Source organism: Reichenbachiella sp., from assembly GCF_039941815.1.
GTDB lineage: Bacteria > Bacteroidota > Bacteroidia > Cytophagales > Cyclobacteriaceae > Reichenbachiella.
The window spans coordinates 130210-147648 of the sequence record NZ_JBDVDW010000027.1; the positions used below are offsets into that span (position 1 = coordinate 130210).

Here is a 17439-nt window from a genome sequence, read left to right on the forward strand (position 1 = left end):
GACTGTAAAATTTCAAGAAAATTTATTTGCCATAGCTTTCACAAACTCGTGCTTGATCAAATGCAAGGCAGAGCGTGCTGCTGAATAGTCCAGTCGTACCGGTAGGTTTTGTCCAAGACGATCTAGCTGAAGATTGTAAAATCCAGCCTCAGCCATGTCTTCAAGGGCTTTTACTCCAGTACGTATGGTAAATGCCTCTGGTGTCAACTCCCTGGCAAGAAATCGGGTAGCAAAGTCATCATAAAGCAAATAGGGCCTTGCCATGCCAATCACATCGAGCAGATCATCTTTTAGCGCCTGATTACAAAACTCCATAGAACGAATGCCTCCGGTCACCATGAGGGGAATACTGCTTTCTTTCCTAACTTTTTGAGCAAAATCCAGGAAATAAGCTTCGCGTTTTAAGGTTGATTGTCGCACATTACCCGCCAGCAGGAATTCTGCGTTTTCATAGGTGCCACCAGATACTTCCAACAAATCGACACCCAGCGCTTCAAGTTTTTTAATTACCCATAGCGACTCCTCCTCATTAAATCCTCCCTTTTGAAAATCCGATGAGTTGAGTTTCACACTAATTGGAAATTCTGGCCCAACAGCCTGGCGCGTGGCCTTGATTATTTCTAATAAGAATCTCGTACGATGCTCCAATGTTCCTCCCCAATCATCTGTCCGCTTATTGGTATTCGGAGACAAAAACTGACTGACCAGATACCCATGAGCCGCATGTATCTGAACACCGGTAAAACCTGCTTCTTTACAGAGTTTTGCACTGTCAGCAAATCGGTCAATAAGCATTAAAATCTCTTCCTCTTTTAGCGGTCTGGGTTTGGCAAAAAATCCTAATTTTTTCAATTTAATATTAGAAGCAGACACGGGTCTCAAATTATTGAAAATGGAAGTCTGCCTACCGCTATGAGAGAGCTGTACCCAACAGTGATGCCCCGTACTCGTGGCCGATTTGGCCCAGCGTTGAAATTCAGTAATATTATCATTGTCGGCGACCACGTTGCCTGCGGACTCTAAATGTCCGGCCTGAAGCATGACGTTGCCGGTAATTAGTAGTCCAGAACCTCCCTGTGCCCATTTTTCATAAAGTATATTATGTTTTTGGTTGGGTTTGAGATCACCATTGCTGAATCGCTCGGTCATGGCAGCTTTGGCCAGACGATTTTTGAGTACGGCTCCACATGGTAACTTGATGGGTTGGTAAATATCCATTTAAAGCACCTCTTTTAAAAAGGTAAATGTTTTAGTATAAAATCTTTGAATTAACCCTCGTTGGTCTTGAATAAGGTTATGGTCCGAGAGTTGACTTACAGGCAAGACTGCCCCTACCCACTCGTCCTGGTGCCAGTGTGCCCGAAGGTCACTTAGATCAATCAGATTCTTGGTTGGATAAGGCCAGGGGGAGCAGTAGAAGTAGGGTTCATTGTAATATTTATCACCCGGAGACATTCCCATATTTATACTTCTCGAAGTTTCAGGATCTCCAGTATCCAATAGAGTCACTCTGGCTGCTATATCAAAATGATGTGGCCAGCACTTTATCTCTGAAGCAGACTCTTCTTTTTTCAATACTATAGAAAGCATGTGCGCTGTATTGTGATACAATCGGCTCAACTCTTGAGACGCAAGCATGCTTACGATATTGAAAGGCTCTTTTTTGGCAGTAGGATACTCTGGAATCACATATGGGTAGGTAAGGTTTATTTTGGAAAAATCAGCCCCCAACTTACTCAGCTCATGTTCGAGCCAAACCATGACATCGGTCTGAGTGATTCCTTGCATAGAAATAGAAGATATCGTTTGGAAATTCTCGTCTACCAGATATACCTCAAATCGATTTATGCTGATGGAGGATCTAAATTTTACATCTCCTTCGACCCATCGTCCCACAAGTCTTTGTAATCTAAAATCCCATTCAAGATTAGCATGCTCATCATCTTCGCTTGTTGGCAAAAAAGAACGACCCACAGCAGCTACATTTTGTATTGCCTGATGAAACTGTTCTCTAACTTGCGCCAGATCAGCCGAATCAGGAAAAGTAAGTAGTTGCCATTTATTATTCATATTATCTATTTAATAGAAAGATAATCACTCGGCCTTCCTTATGCCAAGTTAATTCCCTTCAAAATTTTAAATTGTTTGACAGCAGAGCTATCCGTCATTCCAGAAATGTAATCGGTCACTTCCAGTGTAGACTCATAAGGGCTTTTCGCCCAGTCCAATTTAAATTGAACCTCTGAAGGCAGAAGTCTATATACACTTTTGTGTCTGCCTGAATATTTTTCCTTGTCGTAAAACTTGCAAAAAACGGCCTCAATGAAGGCATCCAGCAGTCCATCTATGATTTCGAATCCGGCAGCTTCTTTCTCTAGTACCTGCCGGCTTTGGTAGATCCTTTTGATAGAGAATGAACTTAATTTTTCAAGGGTATTATTCACTGGAATTAAGTCAGTCAAGGCTTGATCAAAAGTGCCATTTAGAATATCAGCTTCGTTCTGCATAAACACTTCGGAACACTGGCTGATCAAGGTATTGATTGCCACAGCGCGAAGCACACCGATTTTTTCCTTATCACTAGCGATGTTTTCCAGTTTCTCAGGATGGTAATTATCTCCCAGTATCTCGGCCAGAAAATCTCTGGCCTCCTCGAAAGTGACCAATCCAAGACCAAAGCCATCTTCTAAATCTATGATACTATAGCATATATCGTCTGCCGCTTCGACCAAAAAAGATAGCGGATGACGTGCAAAAACAGGTTCTGATTCGGAAAGACTGACCAGACCTAATCTATCTGCCATCTCGCTAAAAGCGTCCTGTTCAGCTTTGAAATATCCGTACTTCTTCTGGCTCTTTCTGGATTTATCTCGTGAGGACAAACTTGATGAACAAGGATATTTTGAAAAGGCTGCCAAAGAAGCGTAGGTCAGCCTGAGTCCTTGCTTCTGATTTTTGGTAAGCAACCTGTATCCTTGTGCGTTTCCTTCAAATCTGATCAAATCGTCCCATTCTCCCTCCGAAACTCTTTCTTTGATTTGTAGCGCCTTTGGATTGTGCAAGAAATAATCCGAGATCGCTTGCTCGCCCGAATGGCCAAAAGGGGGATTGCCTACATCATGCGCCAATGCCGCAGCGCCTACTACAGCACCGAAGTCAAAAGGTGTCAGGTTTTTTAAATCGGGGTTATTTTCCAGCACTCGTGCGCCCACATTTTTCCCCAAAGATTTCCCCACACTAGATACTTCAAGACTGTGCGTGAGTCGGGTATGCACAAAATCTTGGTCTGGCAGTGGAAACACTTGCGTTTTGTCCTGCAGGTTTCTAAATGGAGCACTGAAAATGATTCTGTCGTAATCAATCTCAAAATCGCTACGCAGTGGATTGCTCACCCGTTTTTCTTTTGAATCGCCCAAACGAGCTGAGGACATTAGATTATTCCAATTCATGCACTTCTTAATTTTGTCTGTTGACAATAGTACTGCTCGCCTGAGCCGTAGGAAAAATAGTAATATCCGCCATAGTCACATGAGCTGGCCGCTCCAGGGCAAATTTGACTATTTCTGCAATATCCAAAGCATAAAGTGGAGTCATGCCTTTATATACATCGTTGCTTTTTGACTCGTCTCCTTTGAATCTGACCATGGAAAACTCCGTTTCAACCAAGCCAGGATGAATCCCCATCACTCTGATTCCGTATGGATTCAAATCCATGCGCATCCCATTGGTGGCGGCGTCTACACCAAACTTGGAAGCACAGTACACGTTTCCTTCTGGATACACCTCCTTGCCGGCAATAGATCCGATATTGATGATGTCGCCAGATTTGCGCTCTACCATACCAGGTGAAATTGCACGTGTGACATACAACAGCCCTTTTAAGTTGGAATCAATCATTGCATCCCAATCAGCCAAGTCACCTTTATGTATTGGTGCCCTGCCGTGGGCATTGCCAGCATTATTTACTAATACCGATATGGCCTGCCATTCTGCTGGTAATGAGTTTATCGATTCAGCGACCTCAGTGGCATTTGAAACATCAAATGATAAGGTATGTACTTCAGTGCTTGAATTAAGCTCAGCTGCCAGTTTTTCAAGCTTCTCTTTACGTCGACCGCATATGATGAGGGAATAATCCTTTGCCAGAATCTTGGCGATAGCTTCTCCAATACCCGAAGTGGCTCCTGTAACAAAAGCAATTTTTTTCATTTTATAATTGGTGATTTTTAAAACCCGAAATTAAGTAAAGACGAGCAATGCGCCATGTCACTCCAACTCATACATGCTATTATAGGTCAAAACTGACGCTAACCTGTGGAAATACCATATGTGTACGACTGATTTCGGTATACTCATAGAAGAAATTACCTTCAATATCCTGTTTGAGATTCTTGGGTGATATGTATTCCAGCGGGCCACTGGCCAAATAGAGCATCCTAAAATCAGCGCCAAAGAATTTTTTTCTGAATGAAAAGCCGATACCGATTCCATAGCTCCAGACCCCATTGGTTTGATCTGCAAAAACAGATTCATCCTCTATTTCTAGTATGGTGTCTAGCAAATCGTTGTTGTATTTTGTAGTCGTAGAAATAAATTTACCGCCTCCCATCAAGTCAACATAGGGTTTTACATGCGACGAGGTCTGCACTCTAAATCGGGTCACAAGATGAGTGGTAATAAGTGTATTTGTAGTCTTCATGGGAATACCAGCAATTTCTGTCTTATTTTTTCCCATATAATTGACCCCCAAATCGAGCCCCACCTGAAAAAAATTACTGAATTTAGATGGGTTCCACACCCCGCCTAAATTGCCTCCATATCCGAGGTTTCGTTCTATCTTAACGGCAAACGTGCCTACAGGTATGGCAAATTGCAGTCCTATCCAAAATTCTCCCTTTGGTGGGCCTTGATCATCCTGCGCTAGTAGTGAACAGGACATAGTGAGTACTAATATCATGATGCTGATTCGTTTCATAAGATTGGTTTATGCATTAAATCAAATAAATATGGGGTTCTCTTAGCTAAGATAGCCAATTTGATAAGTGGTAGACCTAATTTTTTTTATTTAGTATAAATTGCAGATCATTTAAACAAAAGCTATAAAATGAATCAAGTCAAACACTCAATAATGGCACTACTTCTGTTGGTATGTGCCTGTACTCCGCAGAGCGAAAAGACCACTTATACGGCCGACGAAATCGAAGCCGAATCTAAGAGAATGAATGATTTTTTCGAGCGGTCATTCAATGATGGACTGGAAAGAAGTCCAGAGTTTCAATCGTACTTAGGTATCAAAAAGAATCAGGACAAATGGGACGACTACTCGGATGAAAACAATCAGAAAGAGCTTGAAATCACCAAAAAAGAATTGCAATGGATCAAGGATTCGATCAACTATAATGCACTGGACAAAAACACTCAGGTCAGTTACAACCTATTCGTGGCCAGCTGTGAAGATGAAATCAAGAGTTTCAAATACCGTTTCCACAATTACCCGGTAAATCAAATGTTTGGGATGCATTCGGGCAAACCTGCTTTTATGATCAACATGCATCAAATCTCGAATAAAGAAGATGCTGAAGCTTATGTCTCAAGGCTCAATAAGCTAAAGGCGGTTTTTGATCAGTTGATCGTAAACTTGAAGACGAGGGAGGAAAATGGAATCGTACCTCCAAAATTTGTATTCCCAAGAGTGATCGCAGATTCTAAAAACCTCCTGGAGGGTGCTCCATTTACTGAAGGAGAGCCTAGTACACTATTAGCTGACTTCACTGGCAAACTGGAAAAATTGGATTCTCTGTCTGATACAGACAAGAAGGCTTTGCTTAGCAGTGCGAATGATGCTCTGATGAGCAGTGTAAAACCTGCCTATGAAGCGCTTATTGATTTCCTGACGGAGCAAGAAAAAAGAGCTACTACTGACGATGGTGCATGGAAGTTTCCTGACGGTGAAGCATTTTTCAATCAAGCGCTGGCGCGAACTACCACCACAAAACTTACCTCGGATGAAATACATGAAATCGGCTTGAAAGAAGTCGCCCGAATCCACAACGAGATGAGAGCAATCATGGATCAGGTAGGTTTTGAAGGCGAATTACAGGATTTTTTCGAATTCCTTAGAACTGACGAACAATTCTACTACCCAAATACTGATGAAGGCAAGATCGCATATATGGACAGCGCAACAGCTATCATCAACAATATGAAAAGCCGTTTGGATGAGTTGTTTATCACAAAACCAAAAGCTGATATGATCGTGAAACGGGTGGAGGCTTTCCGCGAAAATTCAGCAGGAAAAGCTTTCTATCAAAGCCCGGCGCTGGATGGAAGCCGTCCAGGAACATACTACGCCAACCTTGCGAATACCGAAAATATGCCAAAATTTGAAATGGAGGCATTAGCGTACCACGAAGGAATACCTGGCCACCATATGCAACGCAGCATATCACAGGAACTCGAAGGGCTCCCAAAATTTAGAAAATTCGGCGGATACACGGCCTACACTGAAGGCTGGGGCTTATACTGTGAATATGTACCTAAAGAAATGGGAATGTATGCTAATCCGTATTCTGACTATGGTCGTCTCGCAATGGAGCTCTGGAGAGCTTGTAGGCTGGTAGTAGATACTGGTATCCACGGAAAAAAATGGACTCGTGAAGAAGGGGTAGCCTATTATCAAGACAATACGTCGGGTAGCGAAAGGGAGTGTGTCAGAATGGTGGAACGTCATATTGTGATGCCATCTCAGGCCACTGCGTACAAAATCGGTATGTTGAAGATATTAGAACTTAGAGAGGACGCAAAAAAACGTCTGGGAGAGAAATTTGACATTCGTGAATTTCATGATGTAGTATTGACAAGTGGGGCTGTGCCTCTGGATCTATTAGAAACTATGGTAGACGATTGGGTAAAATCTAAATCTTAATCCAAACCTGTCGCAGAGAGAAAATTGCCTGATAAGGCGATCATAATAAAACTCACGAATTGAGCTCCTTCGAAAAATGTCCTAATTTATTGGGCTAGATTTCGAAGGAGCTCATTGTGGTTAAAGACAGCCTTTAACTGTCTGAATCAATTGATGCCGTTGTTAGAAATCACGTAGAAGTCACCATACTCTTATGGTCATCAAACTCCCATACAGCAAATCCAATGGTGATGAATAAGGACAAAACAAGATATGCCATAACAGCGATCGAGCCAAATGCCCAATAAGTGTTCAGACCGAACCAATCACCTGATTGTAAAATCCAATATACCCCACCAAGACATTTGACCAGCTCGACCCAAACGGCTGATTTGTCCAGATCCATAAGCGAAGAGGAACCATAGATATGTAGGTAAAGAAACGCTCCATAAACAAAAAGCAATGGGAAGCCTATCTCAACAAAATTTATCAACATGAAAATTAAAAGCAGGTGCGTCATAGCTAGTTGAAACCATGACCAGGCGTGTAGCCAGCCCGATGCTATTGTCTCATATTTGACTTGATCTTTAGGGTCTGTGATATAGCTGATAGGATATTTGTCTTTAACATCTTCTGGTCGCCAGCCCAGGGGCATAAACCAGAGCCTTAATTTGTCCCAGTAGCTTTTGGTGTGCCATGCATCTTTGATGAGCAGCCACAAGTGCTGAAAATTGATCAGTATGGGATTCCATGTAAGCGGTGCTTTTTTGACACCATACACGCAGGGTTCCTCGTCTAGCTCCTCCTGAAAGGTTCCAAAAGCCCGATCCCAGATGCAAAAAATAGCCGCCAGGTTTTTGTCAAGATAGATGGGATTGATTGCGTGATGTACTCTGTGCTGCGAGGGGGTAACAATAATATATTCAAGAAATCCTAGTTTGCCTATATGCCTGGTATGGTACCAAAACTGAAGAAAAAGGTGTAGCGGTGCTACGGTGGCCATGACCTGCGGTGGCACTCCCAAAAGTGCTGCTGGTATCAATAACACGGAGTAGATCCCAAAAAAAGAGGCGATGCTCTGTCGAAGAGCACAAGCCATATTGAATTCCTCACTGCTGTGGTGAACCACATGCTCATTCCAAAAGTAATTCACGTGATGACGTAACCTATGCATCCAGTAAGATGAGAAGTCTATTGCAACAAAACTGATAGCATAAACTAAAAATGTACTCTTGATTTCAACTAATGCCAGTTTTTCGTAGAGCCATGAATAAGCGATTATCACGATGGTCAGGCCTAGTAGATCTTTGATGGAATTGGTGATACCCGAACTAATACCAGTAATAGTATCAAAACTGCGAAAAGTATTGTTCTTGACCCATAGACCATAGACGGCCTCTGCAGACATTAGTATAAGAAACACCGGGATAATGTAAAGAACTGCCTCCGCATACGTGATCATAATCTTTTATTTAGAGGTTCAAAATCTAATAATGAACTATCAAAAATAAAAAATCAGCGCCAGAGATCAAGGCCAAACAGTGGATATTATGCGTGCATACTAAATTACCTGATCCTCAGTATAGGCTTTCATCGCCTGATTCATAGATTCGAATCCTTTCACTGTCTTGTCGTGAACTTTTTTCATAATAGCTCCCTTTAGCAAGCCTGTGAAGTTTTCGCCATGAATAAATTTGGTTTGGAATTCGGTGACCGGATGCATTTTGAAATAGTGATTTCCTGCGAAGAGTCCCTTCAGGATAAGTTTGCCTGTCCATTCAAACCGTCTTCCCTCCTCAAGAGCCACGACTTTTGGTTTAAAAAAATTGCGCCTGCCATCCATGGTTATGATCACATCCAGTTTATTTCCGAGAATAGCATCTCCTTCGATGGTTAGGAAGGGATTCCAGTTCCGATAGGCGTTGAAGTTCATCAACACACGCCACACGACCTCTATGGGTGCATCTATTAAAATTTCTGTTTCAATATTTTTCATGTGAATTCTATCGGTTTCTACAATATTATTTAAGTTGCGATTAAGTTAATTACAATACACTAGAAAATTTATGACTGACGAACTGCGTACAGCTTTTTTACTTCTGGGCGTTGGGATGATTACAGTTTTCATTGTTCTACTGTGTGTGGTCATCGTGGGGAACCTCTTAATACGCTTTGTTAATCAATTTGTTCCTATATCAGAGTCGACCGTCCTACAATCTTCCCAAGAGGCAGACTTAGCTCCAAATAAAATCGCCGCCATTACGTCGGCCGTTGAAATATTTACCAAAGGCAAAGGGCAAATAACTAGTATTAAAAAGAAAAAATAATAATCATGGGTAGAGAGATAGGATTGTGCTTAGTATATCGCGACATGTGGCAATCGTCTGGCAAGTACATGCCACGAGTAGATCAGCTGGTCAAAGTAGCCGAACCCATCATAGACATGGGCTGCTTCACCAGAGTAGAAACCAATGGAGGGGGATTCGAGCAAATCAACCTGCTCTACGGTGAGAATCCCAACATTTCCAATCGAGCCTGGACACAGCCATTTAATGATGCCGGCATACAGACTCAAATGCTGGAAAGGGGATTGAATGCTCTACGAATGTACCCGGTTTCTGACGATGTTAGAAAATTGATGTTTAAAGTAAAAAAACTTCAGGGCACAGACATTTCGAGATCCTTTGATGGACTCAACGATGCGAGGAACCTTGAGAAGTCGATCGAATTCGCAAAAGCCGGTGGAATGATTTCTCAAACTTGTCTGTGTATCACTTATTCAAAAATTCACACTGTAGACTACTACATTAAAAAGGCGGAAGAGCTCATTAATTTGGGTGCCGAGGAAATATGCATCAAGGATATGGCTGGTATTGGAAGACCGGTATCCCTTGGTAAAATCGTAGCTGGTATCAAAGAAATCAATCCTGACATCCTAGTGCAGTATCACGGACACTCCGGACCTGGATTCTCTGTGACGTCATCGCTTGAAGCTGTCAGAGCAGGAGCCGATATAGTAGATGTAGCTGTTGAGCCGTTGTCTTGGGGCACCGTCCATGCAGATTTGCTAACTGTCCACGAGGTTTTAAAGGACGCAGGCTATTCACTGCCTGATATCAATATGAAGGCTTACATGAAGGTAAGATCCTTGACTCAAGAATTTATAGATGATTTCCTGGGCTATTATATCAATCCAAAAAATAGATTGATGAACTCCCTTCTTATTGCACCGGGATTGCCTGGCGGAATGATGGGAAGTCTGATGGCTGATCTTGAAAACAATCTCAAGAGCCTGAATAAGTGGATGGAAAAAAACAACAAGCCACAGCTTTCACAAGACGACCTGCTCATCAAACTCTTTGATGAAGTGCAGCACGTCTGGCCAATGATGGGCTACCCACCATTAGTTACACCCTACAGCCAATATGTGAAAAATGCAGCCCTTGTCAATGTCATGCAAATGGAAAAAGGCAAGGAAAGATGGTCTCTACTCGATGACAATACCTGGGATATGATGCTGGGTAAGTCTGGTCGCTTGCCAGGAGAGGTCAGCGAGGAGTTGAAAAAACTGGCCGCCGAGCAAGGAAGAGAATTCTTTGAAGGTGATCCAGCCGATCTCGTTCCTAATTGCCTGGATGACCTCAGAAAAGAGATGGCAGAAAAAGGATGGGACACTGGTAAAGATGAAGAAGAACTGCTCGAATATGCGTTACATCCACAGCAATACATTGACTATAAGTCGGGGAAAGCCAAAGCTGACTTCGAAGCAGATCTTGCTAAGAAAAAAACGCAAACTTCAACCCCGGTAGCTACTCCAGCCGCCGGAGAATCTTGGGATTTGGGCCCAAAATCAATACAGGTCGACGTGAATGGAGAAAAATTCAATGTCAATATTTCTTACGACGGTACACCGGTGGCAGGGACTTCTCCTGAATCGACACCCGCTGCACCACCAGTGACAGGTGGAGCTACAAAAGAGATTCTGGCTCCGCTGGAAGGAAAAGTATTTTTGACCAAGGACTCAGCCGAAACACCAAAGAAAGTCGGGGATCATATCAACGAAGGAGACGTGGTCTGCTACATCGAAGCCATGAAGGTTGTCAACGCAGTGAAGGCCGATCAGAGCGGTACAGTTGTAGAAGTCTGTATCAAGGATGGAGATGACATCTTCGATGATGAGGTTATGTTCAAACTGAATTAACCCAACCTACTCCATGGAACTACTTCGAAAAGTATATGAAATGACTGCCATTGGTGATCTGGCAGCTCACCCCGAAAGTCTTTTAATGATCTTCGTGGCCTTTGGCTTGCTGTATCTCGGCATCAAAAAACAGTACGAACCACTACTTTTGGTTCCTATAGCCTTTGGTGTCCTACTTGCCAATTTTCCCGGTGGTGATATGGGGGTTGTAAAAATCGATGAAAGTCTAAACCTGCTTGAAATCGCCAAACACCACGGCATAATGAATTTTCTCTATTATGCTTTGATAAAAACTGGATTTCTCCCTCCTATCATTTTTATGGGCGTCGGTGCGCTGACAGATTTCGGTCCAATGCTGCGCAATCTAAGACTGGCATTTTTTGGCGCAGCTGCCCAAATAGGCATTTTTTCTGTCCTTATTGCTGCCATTTTGATGGGATTTACCCCTAAAGAAGCGGCCTCGCTTGGTATCATAGGAGGAGCTGATGGGCCGACTGCCATATATACGACCATCAAGCTAGCTCCCCATTTGCTGGGTCCTATCGCGATAGCCGCATATTCTTACATGGCACTGGTTCCGGTAATTATCCCTTTCGTTGTTCGATTGACCATGCGAAAGAGCGAGCTGACCATCAACATGAAAAAACAGGACAAGTTATTTCCAACAGGACGGCCAATAAAAAATATTCAGGCCGTAAAAATACTTTTCCCAATTGCGCTAGGTACGATCGTCTCTATTATGGTACCTTCCTCTGTACCTCTTGTAGGCATGTTGCTTTTTGGCAATCTTGTAAAGGAAATTGGCAGTAACACCTTTCGATTGTTTGATGCTGCCTCTAATTCTATTATGAATGCCGCCACTATATTCTTAGGCCTCTCCGTGGGTGCCACCATGACAGCCAAAGCCTTCTTGAATGTTGAGACCATCATGATCGTGGTCGGAGGATTTATTGCCTTTGCCATATCTATTGCCGGTGGTATTTTCGCTGTAAAAACGTACAACCTTTTTGCAAAGAAAAAAATCAATCCCCTAATTGGAGCTACCGGCCTTTCAGCGGTGCCCATGGCCTCTCGCGTAGCAAATGAGATCGCACTGAAACACGATCCGTCAAATCACCTTCTGCAGTATGCTATGGCTAGCAATATTTCCGGAGTGATAGGCTCAGCGGTAGCAGCAGGCGTTTTGATTTCTTTTTTAGGGTAAATCACATCATTTCATTTCCAATCAAATATTTGTTTTGGTCGATAAATAGTCTAAATTTGCATTTGAAATATAGATTTCTGGAATGAGGGGACCTGAGTCCCCTATTTTTATGGTAGAAATTGTGACTGAAAACATCGTAGATAAGATCAAAGTAGTAGTAGAGGATAAGATAGCAGAGCAAGAAGATTTGTTTCTTGTAGACATTATCAAAAAAGGGAATGACCGCAGTGGAAAGGTCATTGTACTGCTCGACGGTGACCAGGGAATTTCTATCGAACAATGTGCAAAAGTGAGTAGAGAAGTTTCTCATTTTATCGATGAGGAAATCGAGCTTAGCGAACCTTTGACATTAGAAGTCTCTTCGGCAGGGTTGGATCATCCACTGAAGCTGAACAGACAATATGTAAAAAACATTGGAAAGAATATTAAAGTGACTTTGAATGACAATTCTCAAGTAGAGGGTCAGCTCAAAAAGGTAGATGAGGAGTCGATTGAAATTGAGGTTTTGCTCGACAAGAAGAAAAAAACTACCGAAAACAAGGTCATTAATTTTGTGGATATAAATAAAACTATTGTTCTAGTTTCATTCAAATAATAAAATGGATAGTTCTGTATTAATAGAGTCGTTTTCGGATTTTGCTAAAAGCAAAAATGTAGATCGTCCTACCATGATTAGGATACTCGAAGATGTGTTCAAAACCATGATCCGAAAAAAGTTTGAGTATGATGATAATTTTGACATCATTATCAATGCTGACAAAGGTGACCTTGAGATTTGGAGGTTTAGAGAGATTGTAGATGACAATTCTGAAGATATCTGGGATCATGATAAAATTAGCTTAACAGAAGCTAGAAAAATAGAACCGGATTTTGAGATTGGCGAGGAAGTAGCAGAAGAAGTAAAGCTTTTAGACTTTGGAAGAAGAATGGTGATGACTGCACGTCAGACCCTAATTCAGAAAATCAAAGATTTGGAAAAAGACATTCTTTTCCAGAAATATAAAGATCTGGTAGGTGAAATCATCAATGGTGAGGTCTATCAGACACTCAGTAGAGAAGTGCTCCTGATCGACGGAGAAGGAAATGAGTTGACTATTCCTAAATCTGAGCAAATCAGCAAGGATAGGTATAGAAAAGGAGATTCTGTCAGAGCTATTGTAGATCGGGTAGAAATCGTAAATGGTAACCCTAGAATTATCCTATCCCGGATTTCTCCAACTTTCCTCGAGAGACTATTCGAGAGCGAAGTGCCAGAAGTGTACGATGGGCTTATTACCATCAAGAAAGTCGTCCGAGAGCCAGGAGAGAGAGCAAAAGTGGCTGTAGAATCATATGATGACAGAATCGATCCGGTGGGAGCTTGTGTGGGTATGAAAGGATCCAGAATTCATAGTATAGTACGAGAATTACAAAATGAGAACATTGATGTGATTAACTTCACCGATAACTTAGATTTGTACATTACCAGAGCTCTGAGCCCTGCGAAGATTACCAGCATCAAAATAGAAGAAGAAAACAAACGTGTTTCTGTCTATTTAAAACCAGATCAGGTTTCGCTTGCGATCGGAAAAGGCGGACAAAATATCAAACTGGCCAGTAGATTGGTAGAAATGGAGATCGATGTATTCAGAGAGCTAGATGGGTTGGAAGAAGAAGACGTGGCATTGGCTGAATTTACAGATGAAATCGAAGATTGGGTAATCGACGAGCTCAGAAAGATCGGTTTGGATACGGCAAAGAGTGTATTGACCCTTTCAATGGATGAACTTCTTAGAAGAACTGATTTGGAAGAAGAGACCATCAACAATGTTTTGGGTGTCTTAAAACGAGAATTTGAACAATAACTGATTAATCACTAATCAGAAGAATACTTTTTAATTGACTATGGCTGAAGGTAAAATGATAAGACTCAATCAGGCTGCAAGAAAACTCAACGTCGGTATTGATACCGTGGTTGAATTCTTGTCTGACAAGGGGCATGAGATAGAGCGGAGCCCCAACACCAAGCTGACCCCGGATCAATATGCCATGCTGGCAAAAGAATATGCTGATTCTGCACATGAAAAAGAAGAAGCAAGTGGGTTAACCATTGGATCCAAATCAGGCGATAATGTGGTGATCACTGCCGAATCCGTTCCAACAAAAGAAGAAGCCAAAAAAGAAGAAGAAATTCTGATTACCGACAACACTCAAAAAACTGTAGAAGACGCTCCTTCGAAAGTTGAGCAAGCGGAAGAAGGCGACAAAGCAGAAGAGTCATCTGTGGATAGTCCAAAACTTCAAGGTTTCAAAGTAGTAGGCAAAATAGACCTTGACAGCAAAGCTAAAAAAGAGGAAGAAGTTGCTCCAAAGCCGGAGCCTAAAGTAGAACCGAAGACTGAACCTAAAGCTGAAGTCAAGGAGGAAGCTAAAGAAGAGCCAAAAGCCGAGGAAGCTCCAAAGGAGACGCCGAAAGTAGAAGAAGCTCCAGTTGAAGATACAGCAGCAAAAGAAAAAGAAGTCGAAACCCCTCCTGAAGCGGCGCCTACAGAACCAGCCAAGGATGTAGCTCCACTTGAGAAAGAAAATAAGACAATAGAGGCCAAGGCCGACTCGCTAAGAGGACTGAAGGTTTTGGGCAAAATTGAATTGCCGAAAACACCAAGTAAATCTGATAAAGGCAAACCTGTCGCATCGTCTGATACCTCAGGTGATAAAAAACGACCAAGGAAAAGAATCAGCACTTCCAAGAAGGATGCTGGTGGTGGCCCACGCGGTGGTGGTGGACGATCGGGGTCAGGCGGCCGATTTGATAAGGGCAAGAAAAAAGTCGTTAAAGAAGAACTTACCGACAAAGAGATTCAAGATAAAATCAAAGCAACCCTTGCTAAACTAAGTGGAGGGAAAACAAGCTCTAATGTAAGTCGATCAAAATATAGAAAAGAGAAAAGATCCGCAGTCGCAGATGCCGAGGAAGAAAGGCTAATGCAAGAGCAGGAAGAATCGAAAACACTTAAGGTGACTGAATTCGTTTCTGCAAATGACCTCGCAAGTCTGCTAGACGTTTCTGTCAATGATATCATTTCTACCTGCATGTCGTTGGGTATGTTCGTTTCGATCAACCAGAGATTGGATGCCGAATCCATCACCATCATTGCTGATGAGTTTGGCTACAATGTGGATTTCACTACCCAGGATGAAGAAGTAGATGTAATCGAAGAAGTAGATACCGAGGAATCACTTGAAGATCGAGCGCCTATTGTTACTATTATGGGACACGTCGATCACGGTAAGACTTCTTTACTGGATTACATAAGAGATTCAAAAGTCACAGCTGACGAGGCCGGAGGTATCACGCAGCATATCGGGGCTTATGACGTGATGACTGAGTCAGGCAAAAAAATTGCATTCCTGGATACTCCGGGTCACGAAGCCTTTACAGCAATGCGTGCCAGAGGTGCTAAAATTACGGATATTGTAATCATCGTGGTCGCTGCAGATGATGACGTGATGCCACAAACCAAAGAGGCCATCAATCATGCACAGGTCGCCGGGGTGCCGATTATCATTGCGATAAATAAGATCGACAAGCCAAATGCTAACCCTGATAAAATCAAAGAAGCCTTATCTGCTATCAATATTTTGGTAGAAGACTGGGGTGGAAAATATCAGTGCCAGGAGATATCAGCGAAGACAGGACAAGGTATTGAAGACTTACTTGAAAAAGTATTGTTGGAAGCTGAAGTACTCGAACTCACAGCCAACCCCAACAAAAAAGCGGTCGGTTCTATCATAGAAGCATCACTCGACAAAGGTCGCGGTTATGTGACTACCATGATGGTACAGTCCGGTACTTTGGAAGTTGGAGATGTGGTCTTGGCAGGATCTTACTTTGGCAAGGTGAAAGCCATGTTTGATCATAAAGGAACTAAACTTAAGAAGGTTGGCCCTTCGACCCCGCTTCAGATGCTTGGACTAGATGGTGCACCTCAGGCAGGTGACAAGTTCAACGTAATGGAGTCTGATCGAGAAGCTCGTGAGATTGCTACCAAACGTGAGCAAATCCTACGTGAGCAGACGATCAGAACCAAGAAGCACATTACTCTCGACGAGATTGGTCGTCGTCTCGCTATTGGATCGTTTAAGGAATTGAACGTTATTGTGAAAGGTGACGTGGACGGTTCGGTGGAAGCTTTATCAGATTCTCTATTGAAACTCTCTACCTCTGAGGTACAGGTGAATATCATCCATAAGGCTGTAGGTCAGATTTCAGAATCTGATGTACTATTGGCTTCTGCTTCGGATGCTGTGATCATCGGGTTCCAGGTTCGTCCGTCAGGAGGAGCTAAGAAGATTGCTGAGACAGAAGAAGTTGAAATCAGACTATACTCTATCATCTATGACGCGATCAACGACGTGAAAGATGCAATGGAAGGTCTATTGGCTCCTACTGTAGAGGAAGTGATCACTGGTAACATTGAAGTAAGAGAGGTGTTTAAAATCACTAAGGTTGGAACAGTTGCAGGTTGCTACGTAACTGATGGATACGTGAAACGTGCCAACAACATTCGATTGATTAGAGATGGTATTGTAACCTATGAAGGTGAAGTCGGACAATTGAAGAGATTCAAGGACGATGTCGCTGAGGTGAAACATAGCTACGAATGTGGTATCTCAATCAAAGGATTCAATGATATCAAAGTAGGTGATGTAATCGAAGGATTTGAGCAGCGAGAAATCAAACGCTCACTCTAACCAAGCTTATGGAAGCGGTGCAAAACCTCACTTCCGTCTTGTCCTACTCCTCCATTTTTCTATTGGCCCTGGGGTTGGTTTATAAGCCCTGGGTGGTGCTATGGTGGCACGATGTACAAAATCGTTGGTTGGTAATCAAATATTATGGGTCCGCTGCGGTCCTACTTTTTTTATTGAAAATACTGGTAAATGGTTGAGACAAAATAATAGACTCAGCTATATTTGCAGAAATAGATGGCCTTGTAGCTCAACTGAATAGAGCACCTGATTACGGCTCAGGAGGTTTCAGGTTTGAATCCTGACAAGGTCACGAGGAGAGACAAACCTCAGCAAATTGCTGGGGTTTTGTTGTTTAAGTGCTGAGCGAAACTCGTTTCAGTGAAAGCGTTTAAACAA

The 17439-nt window shown here is 42.5% G+C and carries 13 protein-coding genes and 1 tRNA gene; 7 read left to right on the forward strand and 7 right to left on the reverse strand.

Annotated elements, in window-relative coordinates; all coding sequences use genetic code 11:
- Positions 1–12: 12 nt before the first annotated feature.
- From ABJF11_RS06415 to ABJF11_RS06435, 5 genes are all read right to left on the reverse strand, one after another.
- Entirely contained in the window at positions 13–1218 is a 1206-nt protein-coding gene (locus ABJF11_RS06415; protein WP_348118867.1) for an NADH:flavin oxidoreductase/NADH oxidase family protein, read from the reverse strand.
- Complete coding sequence (locus ABJF11_RS06420) at positions 1219–2070, reverse strand: hypothetical protein (RefSeq protein WP_348118868.1); 852 nt, start codon at positions 2068–2070, stop codon at positions 1219–1221. It lies immediately after the preceding gene.
- Between the two features lie 38 nt (positions 2071–2108).
- The gene (locus ABJF11_RS06425; RefSeq protein WP_348118869.1) at positions 2109–3449 is read right to left on the reverse strand and encodes a deoxyguanosinetriphosphate triphosphohydrolase; all 1341 of its coding nucleotides are present in this window, start codon (positions 3447–3449) and stop codon (positions 2109–2111) included.
- 7 nt (positions 3450–3456) lie between these two features.
- Positions 3457–4209, reverse strand: coding sequence for an SDR family NAD(P)-dependent oxidoreductase (locus ABJF11_RS06430; RefSeq protein ID WP_348118870.1), 753 nt, complete (start codon positions 4207–4209; stop codon positions 3457–3459).
- Between the two features lie 79 nt (positions 4210–4288).
- Complete coding sequence (locus ABJF11_RS06435) at positions 4289–4975, reverse strand: outer membrane beta-barrel protein (RefSeq protein ID WP_348118871.1); 687 nt, start codon at positions 4973–4975, stop codon at positions 4289–4291.
- Between the two features lie 129 nt (positions 4976–5104).
- On the opposite strand from ABJF11_RS06435, the gene ABJF11_RS06440 reads away from it, so the two are divergent.
- Complete coding sequence (locus tag ABJF11_RS06440; RefSeq protein WP_348118872.1) at positions 5105–6925, forward strand: DUF885 domain-containing protein; 1821 nt, start codon at positions 5105–5107, stop codon at positions 6923–6925.
- A 169-nt stretch (positions 6926–7094) separates the two neighbouring features.
- Here the strand turns inward: ABJF11_RS06440 and ABJF11_RS06445 are convergent, their stop codons facing one another.
- Together ABJF11_RS06445 and ABJF11_RS06450 are read right to left on the reverse strand one after the other, a co-directional pair.
- Complete coding sequence (locus tag ABJF11_RS06445; protein WP_348118873.1) at positions 7095–8366, reverse strand: sterol desaturase family protein; 1272 nt, start codon at positions 8364–8366, stop codon at positions 7095–7097.
- 99 nt (positions 8367–8465) lie between these two features.
- Positions 8466–8900 (reverse strand): SRPBCC domain-containing protein, encoded by a 435-nt coding sequence (locus tag ABJF11_RS06450; RefSeq protein ID WP_348118874.1) that lies wholly within the window; start codon positions 8898–8900, stop codon positions 8466–8468.
- Positions 8901–9236: 336 nt separating this feature from the next.
- Here ABJF11_RS06450 and ABJF11_RS06455 point away from each other — a divergent pair, with 336 nt between their 5' ends.
- The 6 genes from ABJF11_RS06455 (at position 9237) to ABJF11_RS06480 (ending at position 17353) form a co-directional block, all read left to right on the forward strand.
- Complete coding sequence (locus ABJF11_RS06455) at positions 9237–11105, forward strand: biotin/lipoyl-containing protein (RefSeq protein ID WP_348118875.1); 1869 nt, start codon at positions 9237–9239, stop codon at positions 11103–11105.
- Between the two features lie 13 nt (positions 11106–11118).
- Complete coding sequence (locus ABJF11_RS06460; RefSeq protein WP_348118877.1) at positions 11119–12309, forward strand: sodium ion-translocating decarboxylase subunit beta; 1191 nt, start codon at positions 11119–11121, stop codon at positions 12307–12309.
- A gap of 82 nt (positions 12310–12391) precedes the next feature.
- The gene (locus tag ABJF11_RS06465) at positions 12392–12904 is read left to right on the forward strand and encodes a ribosome maturation factor RimP (protein ID WP_348118878.1); all 513 of its coding nucleotides are present in this window, start codon (positions 12392–12394) and stop codon (positions 12902–12904) included.
- A gap of 4 nt (positions 12905–12908) precedes the next feature.
- Positions 12909–14153, forward strand: coding sequence for a transcription termination factor NusA (gene nusA, locus ABJF11_RS06470; protein ID WP_348118880.1), 1245 nt, complete (start codon positions 12909–12911; stop codon positions 14151–14153).
- 40 nt (positions 14154–14193) lie between these two features.
- Entirely contained in the window at positions 14194–17043 is a 2850-nt protein-coding gene (infB, locus tag ABJF11_RS06475) for a translation initiation factor IF-2 (RefSeq protein ID WP_348118881.1), read from the forward strand.
- Between the two features lie 236 nt (positions 17044–17279).
- Positions 17280–17353 (forward strand) — tRNA-Arg (locus tag ABJF11_RS06480).
- The last annotated feature ends 86 nt before the right edge of the window (positions 17354–17439 follow it).

Excerpts from the sequence above, each read along its gene's own strand:
- ABJF11_RS06415 (WP_348118867.1), bottom strand. The coding sequence starts at position 1,218 with ATGGATATTTACCAACCCATCAAGTTACCATGTGGAGCCGTACTCAAA.
- ABJF11_RS06420 (WP_348118868.1), bottom strand. The coding sequence starts at position 2,070 with ATGAATAATAAATGGCAACTACTTACTTTTCCTGATTCGGCTGATCTG.
- ABJF11_RS06425 (WP_348118869.1), bottom strand. The coding sequence starts at position 3,449 with ATGAATTGGAATAATCTAATGTCCTCAGCTCGTTTGGGCGATTCAAAA.
- ABJF11_RS06430 (WP_348118870.1), bottom strand. The coding sequence starts at position 4,209 with ATGAAAAAAATTGCTTTTGTTACAGGAGCCACTTCGGGTATTGGAGAA.
- ABJF11_RS06435 (WP_348118871.1), bottom strand. The coding sequence starts at position 4,975 with ATGAAACGAATCAGCATCATGATATTAGTACTCACTATGTCCTGTTCA.
- ABJF11_RS06440 (WP_348118872.1), top strand. The coding sequence starts at position 5,105 with ATGAATCAAGTCAAACACTCAATAATGGCACTACTTCTGTTGGTATGT.
- ABJF11_RS06445 (WP_348118873.1), bottom strand. The coding sequence starts at position 8,366 with ATGATCACGTATGCGGAGGCAGTTCTTTACATTATCCCGGTGTTTCTT.
- ABJF11_RS06450 (WP_348118874.1), bottom strand. The coding sequence starts at position 8,900 with ATGAAAAATATTGAAACAGAAATTTTAATAGATGCACCCATAGAGGTC.
- ABJF11_RS06455 (WP_348118875.1), top strand. The coding sequence starts at position 9,237 with ATGGGTAGAGAGATAGGATTGTGCTTAGTATATCGCGACATGTGGCAA.
- ABJF11_RS06460 (WP_348118877.1), top strand. The coding sequence starts at position 11,119 with ATGGAACTACTTCGAAAAGTATATGAAATGACTGCCATTGGTGATCTG.
- ABJF11_RS06465 (WP_348118878.1), top strand. The coding sequence starts at position 12,392 with ATGAGGGGACCTGAGTCCCCTATTTTTATGGTAGAAATTGTGACTGAA.
- nusA (WP_348118880.1), top strand. The coding sequence starts at position 12,909 with ATGGATAGTTCTGTATTAATAGAGTCGTTTTCGGATTTTGCTAAAAGC.
- infB (WP_348118881.1), top strand. The coding sequence starts at position 14,194 with ATGGCTGAAGGTAAAATGATAAGACTCAATCAGGCTGCAAGAAAACTC.